Genomic DNA, 14379 nt, shown 5'->3' on the forward strand with positions numbered 1-14379 from the left:
TGCTGAAACCTAAAGCATTAAGAATCCCGGGACGGATACTCCCGGGATTTTTTTATTTAATCAATGTGACAATCACAGCGGTTAAAATAACTGCTACTGCTGCTGTAAAGTAGAAGGTCACTTCAACGCCACCCAGACCGTAAATCACGCCCAACAGAAAAGGCCCCAAGGCCTGACCGCTGCGCAATACCGTCCAGTTTACCGATAAAAAAGCCGCCCTGTACTCTGTAGGAGCCTGGTATGTAAGCAAGTTCAATATGCTTGGGATGTTAATGCCCTGAGCAAAACCGAATACCATGATTGGGATAGCCAGCAACCAGATGTTTTCAATATTTGGGATGGAAAGAAAAACCCCGAGATAGAGCAGGGATGCTGTTAAGATGAGATTCTGCTCTGAAAACCGTCCTGCCAGTTTGCCAAGCTGTGAAGAAGTAAAGGCAGTAACTACCGAAGAGCCCGAAAGCATGATACCTATGATAAGGGAGGTCTGTCCAAAATCCTCATCCAGCAAAATTGGAAAAAATGTTAAATAGGCCCCGTAAAGCATGATAAAGGTCAGAAAATTGGCGGCGAAGAGCCCGATGACTTTCTTGGATTTCAAGGAGTTCCAGACTTTGCCAAAATAGGTTTTTAAGTCTTTGCCATTTTCAGGCTCGGGATTTTTCAAGGATTTAATCACAAATAGGCCGATAGGAATAGCAACAAGGCACAGATAAAAGGGGAAATACCATCCCAGAAGTGCAAGTCCGCCGCCGATGGCAGGATAGGACGCCGTACCCACGCTGAGTACACTGCCTGTATAACCCATTGCGGTTGCACGCTTGTTGCCTTCGTAGAGGTCACCGATCAGCGTAACGTTCAGCGCCCCAAGGGATGCTCCACCGACTCCCTGAAAAAATCGTAGAATCAGCAGCCAGGTAAAATCAGTGGCAAAGGCGCAGGCGGTTCCGGCAATCCCGAAAATAAAAAGAGAAGGTACCAATATGGCTTTTCTTCCGATTCGGTCAGCGAACACACCAAGCACGGGGGTCAGAAAGATTCCGGGGAGGGTAAATGCAGTAATAAGTAACCCAATCTGCTCATTCGATACATCCAGCACGCGTGCCATCTTGGGCAGGGCAGGTGCGATACTGGCAACACCCATGACTGCGGTCAGGGTGATGCCAAATATAACGTATAGATTTAGATCTTTAAGAAGCGGTTTCTTATTGATATTTGGTTTTCTCCATTGTTTTTAAACCTTCAAACAAAAGAACTCAACTTTGTTCTACGAATTATAAAAGTAAGCATAAGTGATCTCTGGTTATCTATTGCCTTTTCACTTCTTACATTTCGCTTATTTAATTCAAAGAATTGTAAATGGAACCTTAACCCTAAAGCTGATATTTCTTCCCGGGCTTAGAGCATATCCTTTATAGGTATCTAGAAAATTGCGGTATGCCTCGTTAAATAAATTCCTGGCTGAAATTTGCACCGAAACCGGACGGCTCCAGATTGGGAGCTCGACGCCCAGGGTAGCGTTTAACAAGGTATAAGAATCTGTGGATGCCACTCCGAAATCGGAAAACTGCGGAGCATTTCCAAACTGCCAGAAAGGTTCATAGCGACCGGCAGCGTCTTTTGACAGGGTATGGTTAACCTGAATGCTCAAAAAGGGACTCTCAAAAAAACCAATCTTGTTTTGTACAAGCTTGATGCCTGCAGAAAATTTTGTAGGAGGTAAAAGTGGAAGTTTGTCAACTCTTTGAATATCGTCTTCAATATTTTCTCCGGTCACGGTCTCAAATGTACCATTTACCTGCAACCAGTTGTTAAGCTGTGCCTCAAAATTCGCGTTAGCTCCAAACAGCCTGGCATCTCCCTGTACCGATTCCAGAATGGGCGGCCCTTGTCCGCCATCGGAAAACTCTCCCGAGTTAACCAGAAAAATATAGTTTCGAATCACGTTTCTGTAAGCTGTGATCTTGGCCGTTACTGTTTCCGATCGCCATCTTAAGGAGAGGTCAGTATTAAGTGATCTCTCTGAATCCAGGAAAGGATTTCCGACCTGATAGGCCGCTACACCACCGTGAATACCGTCAACATGCAAGTTAAACAGGCTGGGAGCCCGAAATCCACGTCCGATATTGGCCGCTATTGCCATCTGCTCGTTGAATTGATAGGTGGCACCCAATGATCCACTGAACTCATAATATTCCTGGTCGAGCACATTGCTGGTTTCACCGGAACTGATGTCGGGCAGGTTTAAGGCTTCATTCGGCTCGGCTTCATGCGTCCTGGCATCGAATCGAAATCCGGTTGAGATAGTCAGTTTTCCCAGCTCGGCTTTTTCAAATAAGAAAGTGGCAAAATTTGTAACTGTAGCCGAGGGAACCAACGGTTCTACTCCCCGAGTCTCCTGATCCTGGTATGTATATTCAATGCCAAGGGTTCCGCGAAAAGGTCCGACAGAGGGGTGCTCAAGTTCAGTTTTTGCCGAATAACTCTGCAAGAGAATGTCCAGGTGGGCAAAGCCTTCCTCGGGTAGTTCACTTCTTGGCCCCGCATTGGCATCACCCGGATTCGACTGTCTCAAATTCTCTGAAAACGTGAATTTCGGATTAAGAATAAAATTATTGCCCAGATTTATGTTACCTTTTAGCTGTATGACGTCATTTTCTAGGTTTTGTCCGAGACCCATGCCGTCGGGCAATAGGAAATTGTGTTCATTGCTCCAGCGTGAGTATTCTGCGGAAACCTGTCCGAAACTTCCTGTATAGCCCACCCCAATAGACCCGTTTAGCTGATCGTAATCGGTGTGGTCTAATTCCCCCGAAAACTTGGGTGCCTCCGTATTATTTGTTTCTGTAAACGTGGGTATATCGGGTGCGGTCATATTACCGGCAGAGCGCCGAATCAAGGTGCCCGTATATCCCCAGCCTGCATTTGCACCTTCCAGATGTATGCCTCCTGCCAGTTCACGGTTGTTAGTGGAGTAATCGGATAACAACTGCCCGGTTATAAATGCCTCACGGTCTAATGCATCAGGTATGGAGTTCGAAATGACATTAACCGCACCACCTAGAGCATCGGATCCGTACTGAACACTTGCGGCGCCACGCACCACTTCAATACGTTCAGATGTAAAAGGATCTACATTTGGACCGTGGCGAACCCCATACTGCTGGTAGTCCATGGCCACACCGTCATCCAATACACGAACCTGACTTCCACTGAGTCCGCGAATTACAGGCTTGCCCATTTGAGATCCGGTTGAGATGGAAGAAACACCGGCCAGATCATCTAGTGAGGAACCAAGTGATGTCTGCTGCTTGGAGAACTTTGCGTCCCCTGACAGTACGTCTACATCAGCAGGTGTTGTAAGTGGATCGGAAGCGTAGGGGGTACCTGTAACGGTTATAGTTTCACTTTGTATGAGCCTTGGTTCAAGAGTGACATTTAGGGTGGTGGTTTCATCAGCTTTAATCGTTACTTCCCGGTTTACGCTCTGGTAACCGATAAAAGAGAAGGTAAGCACATAGGTACCCTTTCGTATATTTCCAACACGATAAGATCCATCAGCCTTGGAAACAGTGCCGCGATTCAGCTGTGGGAAAGCAATGTTTACGCCGGGCATCTCCTGACCGGCTTCATTGGTTACCGTACCTTGAACAGCTCCTTGTTGAAAATTATAAATACCTTCGTTAGCAATGGCCTCTAAAGGGTTATAGATAATTGAGATAAAAACAAGCAGTACAAAAATTGTTAGTAGAGACAGTGATTTATTCATTTTCAGTAGCATTATAAAATGAAAAGTTAATGTGAGGCGAGATTGCTACTCAAGCGGTGGTGACTTATTTGAAATCGAAGCAGGGGTAAAGTCGGTCTCAGCCTCAACGGAACTAAATAGATCGGCTCTGACACTCTCTGTCGTTATAACTGAGGTACTGTTATACGACTGTATCCCAGCGGTAAGGTGCTGACAGGCAAAGCAAACGGGTAGTTCTTCTTTAATATGATGGGGGATATTTCCCTTATCGGAATCCGGGTAAACAAGAAGGGAATGAAAGTGAAAAGCCGACAGGTTCAGGCATAATCCAACCAGCAAAATTGTGATTGTGTCTTTTTTGCCGGTCTTAAAGTGCAAAATGTATTATTTAGCTTGTTTTCAATACCTAATTGTTAGAAATAAACCCTATAGAGCAGAGAAACATTTCGACCCGGTTGGGGCATCAACTCTTTAATTCTTGAAAGATGGTTGAAATAGCTTTCATTTAGCAAGTTGTCGGCTCGCAAAGAAAAGGTGTGAAGCAGGCTTCCATGCTGCAACCGGTACTGACCAAACAGGTCTAATACCACATAACCATCGGTCGGTTCTTCAAAGTCGCCGGTCCGTGTCTGTTTGGCAGCAGCTTTCAAACGAGATCCAAACTGTATGCTTCCGGTCGAGTAGGTCAGGTTGAGCATTCCTTTAAAAGGAGGTATCATAGGCAGCGGTTGAATGTCTTCTGTCTGGCCGCCTGCTTGTTGTTCCTGCTGGGTCACTTCGCGTTCGCCGTGCGTATAATTAAAACTGCCGGAAAGGGCTAGTTTACTACTTAAGGCTAATTCAGCTGAAAACTCAATTCCATAAAGGAGTGCATCTGCTCCAAAAAACTGGTATTCATTGAGCGTGGGGAAGCGGAGGCTGGGCCGGCCGGTGTTTCTTGGGTAAATATAATTCGAGAAGTCATTATGATACCCTGTAACTTCGGCCTGGAAAAGTGGACCTTTGTAACGCAAGAAGATTTCCTTTCCGAATCCACGTTCCGGCTTCAGATCGGGATTGCCTATTTCATAACTATATGAGGCCAGGTGGGGTCCTTCTGAGAAGAGTTCTTCCTGGGAAGGAGCGCGATACGAATGCATTAGAGAAACACCGGTGTAGACGCCGGAACCGAAGTCATAAACGGCTGCAATGGAACTGGATAAACCTGCAAATGAACGCTCACGGATATTTCCTATCCTTGAATCCGGGTCATCCTCCAGTGGTACCGAATTGACCGCTTCAATTCGCCCGCCAACTTCCATGTGAAGCGCACCAAAATCTTTTTCTTCAATTAGGTAGGCTGCAAGGCTGTAAGCGTCAGAATCGGGGGTGTTGGCACCCTGAATGGCATAGTTTTTGGCTTCGGCCCAAATGCCTATGGTTCCTGACTGTAGAATGCCCTTTTTGCCATGACGGGCATTAAGGCTCGCGTTGGAAGTTAGAACACCGAACTCGGTACCGATAGCACCGCCAGGTTCAATTTCACGGTGGTAATAATTTTTATACGAATAGGAAATATCAGCAGCCCTGAAAAAGGAATCTTCAAAAAAGATCTCTGACTTCCCGTCAAACTGGAACTTTTGCATTTCGATATCTACCCCGTTGGCATGTCCCCCCTCCGGGTCAGGTGGGATGCCATAATTGTTCAAATACATGCTGAAAGCACTTCCTACATAGCCCCAGGGACGGATATAACTGAGCCCGAGGGCATTATTGGTGGAAAGAATGTCTGAGTTATCAAGTTCTCCTGCAGGAGTTTGTAGGTTTTGACCGGTACGCAGGTTTCCGTCAGCCTGCAGCGCAAAAGAGCCAATAGGCAAGCCGGCCTGCAGGGCTGTGATGCCACCACTATTGACCGATTCTCCCTGTATGCTGGCCGTACCGTGTACATGATCGGGCATGGAAGTGGCTATTTGATTTCGAACCACATTTACCACGCCCCCGATAGCATTACCCCCATATTTCAAAGCGGCAGGCCCGCGTGCTATCTCAATTTTTTCAGCCGCTACAGGGTCTACAGTAACGGCATGATCTGCCGATTGGGAAGAGACATCGCCTGTTCGTGCTCCATCCTGCAAAATAAGTACCCGTTCACCTCCCAGGCCACGGATAATCGGTCTTGCCGGTGCGGAACCCATCGTTCGTGAGTCCAAACCGGGAAGATCTTCAAGCGTTTTAGCAAGGGTACTGCTGAGGTCACGCCGCAGGTTGTTTCCGGAAATACTTTTTGATACATGCTCCAATTCGGATCCCACTGTGAAATCTTTATTGCCGGTTACAACAATTGCTTCACCGCTCATTACCGAGGGCGTGAGCCTTATTTCAACATTCAAAGTATCGTTTAGCGGTACGGTGATTTGTACCGACGCTGTACGATAACCAATGCGGGATGCCGATAGGGTATAGGTGCCGGCAGGAACATTGACAAACTCGAAATGCCCATCTGTGTGAGCAACTGCCGTTCGGTTCAATTCCTCAAGATAGAGATAAACAAAACCCAGAGTCTGTCCGGTCTCACGGTCATAGCTTACTCCTTGAATGACAGAGGACATATTTTCGGATGCTTGTAGTGGGTTAGCAACCGATACCAGTAAAAGTAAAACGAGAAAGAATTTATGCATATGAAAATAAGCAGGGAAGAAACTTAAAGTATCTTCCCTGCTGGTTGATTAATTAACTACAACGGGGATAGGTTGGGTATCGAAGTCGGAATGACCATCATGTAAAAGCTGAAAAACAACAGAAGTGTTTCCCTGTGCCTCTCCATGAATATGGAAGGCCCATTTCCCGTCTTCGGAATGCTGTTCTACATCTGCGATGGCGGTGTTGATGTCTCTCCATTGCAGACTCAACTCTGGTTCGTCAGGCTGAAATTCATTGCCACTGTCATCCAGAAAGAAGAGGCGGATCAGTGTAGTTTCTTCCCCAGCATTTACCTCAATTTGTCCAGTCACTGAATTATCTTCATAGCGTGCAATTTCCTGCCCATTCATCTTAAGTAAGACGCCTGCTGGTTCTGGGTGCTCTTCTTCCTCTGAACTTGCAGGATTATTGCAGGCAGTTGCAGTAATAAGAAGAACTGCCAGTGTAATAAGCAGAGTATTGGTAGAAAATTTGTTAAATAGTTTCATAGTACTATAACTTAAATTATTGGGGATAGTTGATTGAAACAGCCTCTGGATGGTAATGGATATGGATTTAGACCATATCCTTCCAGATAAGGTGTTTCTGTTTACCGATGTTTAAATCTCAATGCTAAGCTATAGCAGGTGGGGAACGTCCTTCATCGAATCGCAGTGGAGTGTCGGGGACAAAAAGGTCGATCCGTGTATCTATTTTTGAATCAAACTCAAGTTCTGCTTTAAGATCCGCTGCGTTGGGAAAATCATTCTTAATATGATATCCGCAAATCGGACATATCGAAATATCAGTTGTAATACAATTACCGGTGTCAGTAAAATCACCGGAATGATGCCACTGAATATGGTGATGGGAATGAAGCGTAGAAAAGGTAAGACTGCTGCCCATAAAAATGAGCATCAGAACACCAAGTACGATATGTATTTTTCTTCGTTTCATCTTGCTGAAATTATACCAATAATTTTAACATAGCAATCGTTCAAAAGTTAAACTTTATAATAATTTTTTAGCTTCATAAACGTAAATAGTACAACTATTGGTATATCAATACTGTAGATATGTAGCTATATTGAATAGCTACATATTGAAATAACGAATCTTAACATTCATGGTAGAGTTACTTGATTTATCCAAAGAGTGGTTTTTTGGCTTGGGTGCCAAATACGGGGTCAATCCCATTATATACGGTGCTATCTATGTAGGTGCTATTCCTTTTTTCACAGCTTCTATGGCCTGGCTGTACCGCAATTACCGCACCGATCGTTCAATAGTACTTCCTGCTATCAGCGCGGTACTATTTTTTATATCGGCGTATATTTATCTCATCATTGAAGGGGAGAATGTACCCTGGTGGGTTTATGCAATAATGGTGATAATGGTTACTTATGGTGCTTTAGTCACTTACCGAAAAGTTCACAAGAAGATCAAAAAAATCGATCAACAAATTACTTTTGATGAGTAACTATGACTACGATGCTGTAGTAATCGGAGGGGGTTCAGCCGGATTGACGGCTTCCGGCATTGCTGCAAATTTTGGAGCCAAAACTATGATGATTGAGCGTGAACGACTGGGCGGTGACTGTACCTGGTCGGGATGCGTGCCCAGTAAAGCCCTGCTGAAAGCGGCCAAGGTAGCACATCAAATTCGCAAAGCAGGTAACTATGGATTGATTGATAGCGAACCGGATATCAATTTCAGCAAGCTTATCAAACATGTCCATGAAATCAGAGATGATGTTTACCGGGAGGCTGATGCTCCGGAAATCTATGAGGAGATGGGGATTGATGTGGTAGAAGGCATGGCCTACTTTACCGATAATCATTCCATAAATATTGAGCTTCAAAGTGGTGAGACAAAGGTGGTAACCTCAAAGTATTTCTTCATCTGTACCGGTGGGAGCCCGTATATACCACCTATCTCAGGAATTGAGGAGGCTAACTACCTGACAAATGAATCACTGTTTGAGATAGAAGAGCTCCCCCGGGACCTCATCATTATCGGAGCCGGACCGATCGGTACCGAAATGGCCCAGGCAATGAACAGACTTGGATCGAAAGTTACGGTCATTGATATGGCCGATAGAATCATGGTCAATGATGATGCAGAACTCGCTGAAATGCTGCATCAAAGGCTGAAAGAGGAGGGTATACAGTATGTTCTCGAAGCAGAGGTTGGTTCAGTCAGACAAGAGAATGGTAATATTGAGGTAAGGCTTTCACAGAGTGGAGAAGAGAGGGTGATTACCGGCACGTCCTTGTTGATGGCTACGGGACGTGCTCCAAATGTAGCTACCTTGAATCTGGAAGCTGCAGAGGTAAGCTACAGCAGGAAAGGAATTGAAGTAAATGATAAATGCCGGACGAACAAATCACATATCTATGCCTGTGGTGATGTGACCGGTGGATACCAGTTTACTCACATGTCGGAGCATACGGCAAAAATAGCCGTAACCAATGCCCTGTTAAAAGTACCCATGAAAGTGGATAAAGACCACATCACCTGGTGCACCTTCACCGATCCGGAGCTTGGTCAGGTAGGAGCTACGGAAAAACAGCTTTTGGAAAAAGGAGAGGAGTTTGAAACCTATCGTTTCCCATATCATAAAATAGACCGGGCGGTTACTGAATCGGAAGGAGAAGGTATGATTAAGGTTCACGCCAAAAAGTGGAATGGCAAGATCTTGGGAGTATCTGTGGTAGGCACCAACGCCGGCGAGATGATTTCAGAATATGCCGTAGCCATGAAGAATAGTATTACACTTCGAAACCTTGCAGATACCATTCATCCCTACCCAACCTACGGGCTGGGCGCGAGGCGTGCGGCTGACCAGTGGTACATCAAGAACCAGTCGGAGTGGCAGGTTAAACTCATCAAAAAGGTCTTCGGCTACCGGGGTGAGATACCAGATTTTAGCGATCCCGACCGCATTGTTTAGGGTTTTGCCGAAGATCGGCACAGATTTTTAAAAGAATCTTGTCCACTCTTCAAATTTTGCCTTTTAGACTTGCTAACAGCTGTGCTAAGCGCCCACGAATATTTACTCTTTACTCTTCTACCCGCTCTGCGGTCGACGCTGCCCTATACGCTCTGCGTATATTCCTATATCAACTATTTAGAAGTATGCCCTATAGAATAGAAAAAGGCTCACACATAGAATAACAACACCTATCCAAAACATATACTTGCTGTCGATCCAGCTTGTCTTGTTGTACCTGTGATTCACAAAAGCATACATGAAGAAACCGACCGCCATACCGAGTATGAGTGCTGCTATGGTCATTGTATTATTCTAAATTTAGTGTGTTCTATATACCTGCTTCGGGCCTGTAATGGTAAATCTGCTTATCAACCTAAAACTACAATATATTTATCTCATTTGAGAGAGTTCCTAATGCCTTGACCCAATACTGAAGTGTAGTGGGAAGTTCTCATCAGGAATATTTCGATCTTAACCAATCTACCGCTTGGCGGGAACAGCCTGCGTCGCCATGGAGCAATGGCTAAGACACAAATTTATTTGAATATGCCGCACATCGATCCGCTTTGCGGTCGACGAAGACTCGGACGCTCTACGTTCAATCTCACTATATAAACCAACTAAATCCTCAAAAAATAAAAAAGCCTTCCACCCAAAAAGGGAAGAAGGCTTTAAAATAATTGCCTCAAAACTTAGGCGGTTTTCATCATCTTCTTCAGAGTGACTCCGATTTCGGCCGGACTGTCTACCACGGTTACGCCGGCATCCCTGAGCGCTTTCTTCTTATCTTCGGCAGAACCCTGTCCGCCGGAAATAATGGCGCCGGCATGTCCCATCCTTCGGCCCGGAGGTGCAGTACTTCCTGCGATAAAGGCTACAACCGGTTTGTTTACATGCTCTTCAATATAAGCGGCTGCTTCCTCTTCGGCGCTACCGCCAATTTCACCGATCAAAACGATGGCATCGGTGTCTGGATCTTCCTGGAAAAGTTTGACGGCATCTGTGTGCGTCGTACCGATAACCGGGTCACCTCCGATTCCAATTGCAGTGCTCTGTCCAAGATTCTCTTTGGTAAGCTGGTCAACTGCTTCATAGGTAAGCGTACCGGAACGTGAAATGAGTCCGACATTACCGGGTGTGAAAATACTGCCGGGCATAATACCGATCTTGGCTTCACCGGGAGTGATAACACCGGGACAATTAGGTCCAACCAGCGTTGCTCCATGGCTGTTGACAATTTGCTTGGCTGTAATCATGTCATTCACAGGAATTCCCTCTGTGATACAAATGATTACTTCAATGCCGGCAAACGCCGCTTCCGAAATAGCATCTCCTGCAAAAGCAGGCGGTACAAAAATTACGGAAGTATTGGCTCCTTCCTGTTCCACTGCATCGGCTACCGTATTAAAAACAGGAACCCCCAAATGTTTCTGGCCGCCTTTACCGGGTGTTACACCGCCGACGACATTTGTGCCGTATTCAATCATTTGCTCGGTATGAAAGCTGCCTTCGCTTCCGGTTATACCTTGCACTACCAATCGAGTATCTTTTCCAACGAGAACGCTCATTTCGACAATATTCTAGGTTGAATTTCTTGTTTCTTAGTCGCTCGGAATATAGCCACATCAGCATGATTTGCCAAAGAGAGAACACAGATTTACCCTGATTAAATTTTGATGATCGGTTCTACTACTACTTATGTACTTTCAATCATGAAGAATACAGAATTCAGAATCCGGCACGGTGTATCCAACTTCCAATTTCCAACTACCAACCTCCAGAAATAGTAGGTGAATCTCTTCCGGAATTCTGTTATCATTTCATAGCTATGAGTACCATGATCCCCGATGAAAAAAAGGAAGAAGTTCGAGAGGCGGCTGATATCGTCGAGGTGGTCGGAGACTACGTCAAACTGAAACGGTCGGGCCGCAGCTGGAAAGGCCTGTGTCCTTTTCATGACGAAAAAACACCCTCTTTTCATGTTACGCCTGATCTGGGTATCTACAAGTGCTTCGGATGCGGGGAGTCTGGAGATGTTTTTAATTTTGTTATGGATATGGAGGGGGTGGGATTCGTCGAGGCGATGCGTTCCCTAGCTGATCGGTACGGGGTATCGCTTCCAAAAGAGGAAGATCCTGAGTTTGATGAGGAGCACCACCTTCGGGAAGGTATTTACCACGCCCTGCGCTATGCCGGTGTATTCTTTCATCGCCACCTCATGGAATCGGATGCCGCAGAAGATGCCCGCCAGTACCTGGTCAATCGTGGTTACAACCATAAAATCATCAAAAAGTACGGCCTGGGCTATGCTCCCAACGATGGAGATAAGCTCTACCGCATGGCCATAGATTCCGGTTTAAATGAACAGTACCTGCTCGAAGCCGGGCTGGCCAAACCCAGCCAAAGGGGGGATGGATTTTATGATACTTTCAGGGGACGACTTATGTTTCCGATATTTAATCCATCGGGAAAAGTCATTGCTTTTGCAGGACGTGTACTCGGGAATGAGAAAACGGCAAAATATATCAACTCTCCCCAGACCAAAGTGTACAACAAAAGTGAGGTACTTTACGGAGTTAATTTTGCCAAGAATGAAATCAGAAAGACCGATGAAGTCATTTTGGTTGAAGGTTATACCGATGTGATCTCTCTCCAGCAAAATGATATACTTAATGTAGCTGCCTCTAGCGGGACCTCATTGACTCCTCAGCAGATGAAAATACTTCACAGGTACGGTGAAGTGATTACCATGATCTATGATTCAGACTCTGCCGGACAAGCAGCCATGAAGCGGGGAATCAATATCGCTCTGGAAGAGGGCATGGACGTCAAGCTGTTGGAGCTTCCCGAAGGTGAAGACCCCGACTCATTTATTCGCCAGTTTGGCAAGGAGTCGTTTCTTGACTTGAAAAAAGAGGAGTCCGAAGATTTTCTTTCCTACCTGATTCACAAAGCCCAGCGGGAGGGAAAGCTCGACGACCCTTCGCAGAAAAAGAGGGTGATATCCGAAGCGCTGGAAAGTATAGCTCATATGCCGGATAAGGTATCCCGGGAAACCTATGTGCAGCACCTGAATGGATTGGTTAAAGTGGGAGACCGGGCGCTATTTGAGGAACTTGGTAAAATACTGCAGGACCTGCAGCAGCAGAAAGACCGGGCTAAGCGAAGGCAAAAACGACAGGCCGAGCGGGAAGCAAAGCAGCAACAGCAGCAGATGCAGGCTCCCGATCACCATACACGCGCTTTTGACGATCAAATGCGGAATCAGCCCGTGAAACGCGAACCGGAACCTCCCAAAAAGCGTCCTAATTACGAAAAGGAACTCATCCGTCTAATGCTCATTTACGGACGGGATATGATCGATTATATCGGTTCACTTTGCAATGAGCAGCAGTTTGAAGATAAGGAGCTGCGTTCCTTTTATGAGGACATCATTGACAGGTTCAAGGAAGAAGAACCTGTCAATGTAGAAGCCTATGCCGACCGTGAACATCCCTATCCCAAACTGGTGGGAGAAATCGTGCTAGAGGAACATACCGTAAGCGAGCGCCATCACGAAAAAATCGGCATACAGTATAAACGAGATAAGAATCCATACCTGACTGCAAAAGGAGCCCTTAAAGCACTGAAGATTCATCACCTTGATCGCTTGCAGGTTGATCTTTATGAGCGATATAACAAAGCCGAAGGCGATGAGAGACGGGAAGTGATGAAGGCGATGAAAGAGGCGGGAAGGCAGCGAACTATGCTGCAGCAGTCGCACCTGGATGAACTTTTTCCGGATCCCGATTCCGAACATGCCAAAGAAGTATCCGAGAAAGTTTTTCAGTATAAAATGAAACACGAAAAATAAATAACCGGGTCAGTGAAAAGCTCTTTGCAACTGGGAACCTATGCGGGCATTAAAGTTCAGATTCACTGGACCTTCTGGCTTCTTATTGTTTGGATCGTACTTCGTGAACTCTTTATGGGCAATTCTGTTGGTTCCATGTTGTGGAGCAGTGCGTTTATCGGGTTGCTCTTTTTATGCGTGGTTTTTCATGAATTCGGACATGCCCTTACGGCGCGGAGATTCGGGATAAACACAGAAAAAATTACGTTGCTACCCATCGGGGGTGTGGCCAATCTTGAGGATATGCCGGAAGATCCAAAGCAGGAATTGCTGGTAGCTATTGCAGGTCCGCTGGTGAATGTTGCCATTGCGCTGATACTCTACCCGCTGGTGCCCCTGGAAAATTATCTTAATCGTTCACCGGAGGAGTTGGAACAGGCTTTAAGTACCATTCAGGCATCCAACATGCTTTTTTATCTGTTCTCGGCAAATATCATGCTGGTTCTGTTTAACCTGCTCCCGGCGTTTCCCATGGATGGGGGACGGGTCTTGCGGGCACTGCTTTCCATGAAAATGAACCGGGTCATGGCTACCAAGATCGCATCCGGTGTCGGACAGTTTTTGGCAATGATTTTCTTTTTTATCGGCATCTTCTACAATCCCATTCTCTTGCTTATTGCCATATTTGTGTTTTTCGGTGCCCAGGCGGAAAGCAGCATGATACAGAACATCGATTTACTGGAGGGCTACAAAGTAAAAGATGCCATGATGACCGATATCACCATAGTTGAACCCAATGACACCCTGCAGGATATGGTGAATGTTATCATATCGGGAGCAGAGAAGAATTTCATTGTGGCAGAAAATGATGAGCCGGTAGGTGTGCTGTATCAGAATGAATTGATACATAGCATACAAAATCATCGTAGGGATACCCCGGTTCGGGAAGTCATGACTGAAGATTACGGATCTGTACAGATTGACGAGGATCTCAATTCTATATTCCGAAAAATCCGTCAACATAAACGCTCATTCTTTCCGGTTCTGGACGGTGATAAAGTAGCTGGTTCTATTGATATGGAAAATATAAACGAATTCATCACTATCCAAGCCATGCCTAATTATTGAAACCCGCCTAATTG

12 protein-coding genes are annotated in these 14379 nt (G+C 45.7%); 4 read left to right on the top strand and 8 right to left on the bottom strand.

Annotated features, from left to right (window positions below; genetic code table 11):
* Window positions 1-52: 52 nt before the first annotated feature.
* The 6 genes from G3570_RS05345 to G3570_RS05370 form a co-directional block, all read right to left on the bottom strand.
* Window positions 53-1213: an MFS transporter gene (locus tag G3570_RS05345; RefSeq protein ID WP_346267244.1), complete on the bottom strand. Its 1161-nt coding sequence runs from the start codon at window positions 1211-1213 to the stop codon at window positions 53-55.
* Between the two features lie 132 nt (window positions 1214-1345).
* Entirely contained in the window at window positions 1346-3769 is a 2424-nt protein-coding gene (locus G3570_RS05350; RefSeq protein ID WP_165140057.1) for a TonB-dependent receptor, read from the bottom strand.
* Between the two features lie 45 nt (window positions 3770-3814).
* A complete protein-coding gene (locus G3570_RS05355; RefSeq protein ID WP_165140059.1) occupies window positions 3815-4126 on the bottom strand; it encodes a hypothetical protein in 312 nt (103 codons plus the stop codon).
* A 35-nt stretch (window positions 4127-4161) separates the two neighbouring features.
* Complete coding sequence (locus G3570_RS05360; protein WP_165140061.1) at window positions 4162-6339, bottom strand: TonB-dependent receptor; 2178 nt, start codon at window positions 6337-6339, stop codon at window positions 4162-4164.
* A gap of 117 nt (window positions 6340-6456) precedes the next feature.
* On the bottom strand, window positions 6457-6918 hold the full coding sequence (locus tag G3570_RS05365) for a hypothetical protein (protein ID WP_165140063.1): 462 nt from the start codon (window positions 6916-6918) through the stop codon (window positions 6457-6459).
* A gap of 124 nt (window positions 6919-7042) precedes the next feature.
* Window positions 7043-7366: a hypothetical protein gene (locus G3570_RS05370; RefSeq protein WP_165140065.1), complete on the bottom strand. Its 324-nt coding sequence runs from the start codon at window positions 7364-7366 to the stop codon at window positions 7043-7045.
* 169 nt (window positions 7367-7535) lie between these two features.
* Between G3570_RS05370 and G3570_RS05375 the strand changes: the two genes are divergently transcribed.
* Together G3570_RS05375 and G3570_RS05380 are read left to right on the top strand one after the other, a co-directional pair.
* A complete protein-coding gene (locus G3570_RS05375; RefSeq protein WP_165140067.1) occupies window positions 7536-7889 on the top strand; it encodes an ABC transporter permease in 354 nt (117 codons plus the stop codon).
* Window positions 7882-9363: a dihydrolipoyl dehydrogenase family protein gene (locus tag G3570_RS05380; protein ID WP_165140069.1), complete on the top strand. Its 1482-nt coding sequence runs from the start codon at window positions 7882-7884 to the stop codon at window positions 9361-9363. Before G3570_RS05375 ends, G3570_RS05380 begins: the two co-directional genes overlap by 8 nt.
* 177 nt (window positions 9364-9540) lie before the next feature.
* On the opposite strand, the gene G3570_RS05385 is transcribed toward G3570_RS05380, so the two are convergent.
* Both G3570_RS05385 and sucD read right to left on the bottom strand, forming a co-directional pair.
* Window positions 9541-9708: a hypothetical protein gene (locus G3570_RS05385; RefSeq protein WP_165140071.1), complete on the bottom strand. Its 168-nt coding sequence runs from the start codon at window positions 9706-9708 to the stop codon at window positions 9541-9543.
* Window positions 9709-10097: 389 nt separating this feature from the next.
* The gene (sucD, locus tag G3570_RS05390) at window positions 10098-10973 is read right to left on the bottom strand and encodes a succinate--CoA ligase subunit alpha (RefSeq protein WP_165140073.1); all 876 of its coding nucleotides are present in this window, start codon (window positions 10971-10973) and stop codon (window positions 10098-10100) included.
* 260 nt (window positions 10974-11233) lie between these two features.
* On the opposite strand from sucD, the gene dnaG reads away from it, so the two are divergent.
* Both dnaG and G3570_RS05400 read left to right on the top strand, forming a co-directional pair.
* Window positions 11234-13258 (top strand): DNA primase, encoded by a 2025-nt coding sequence (gene dnaG, locus G3570_RS05395; RefSeq protein WP_249066725.1) that lies wholly within the window; start codon window positions 11234-11236, stop codon window positions 13256-13258.
* Between the two features lie 12 nt (window positions 13259-13270).
* The gene (locus tag G3570_RS05400; RefSeq protein ID WP_165140075.1) at window positions 13271-14365 is read left to right on the top strand and encodes a site-2 protease family protein; all 1095 of its coding nucleotides are present in this window, start codon (window positions 13271-13273) and stop codon (window positions 14363-14365) included.
* Window positions 14366-14379: the final 14 nt, after the last annotated feature.

It is taken from the genome of Halalkalibaculum roseum (genome assembly GCF_011059145.1).
GTDB lineage: Bacteria > Bacteroidota > Rhodothermia > Balneolales > Balneolaceae > Halalkalibaculum > Halalkalibaculum roseum.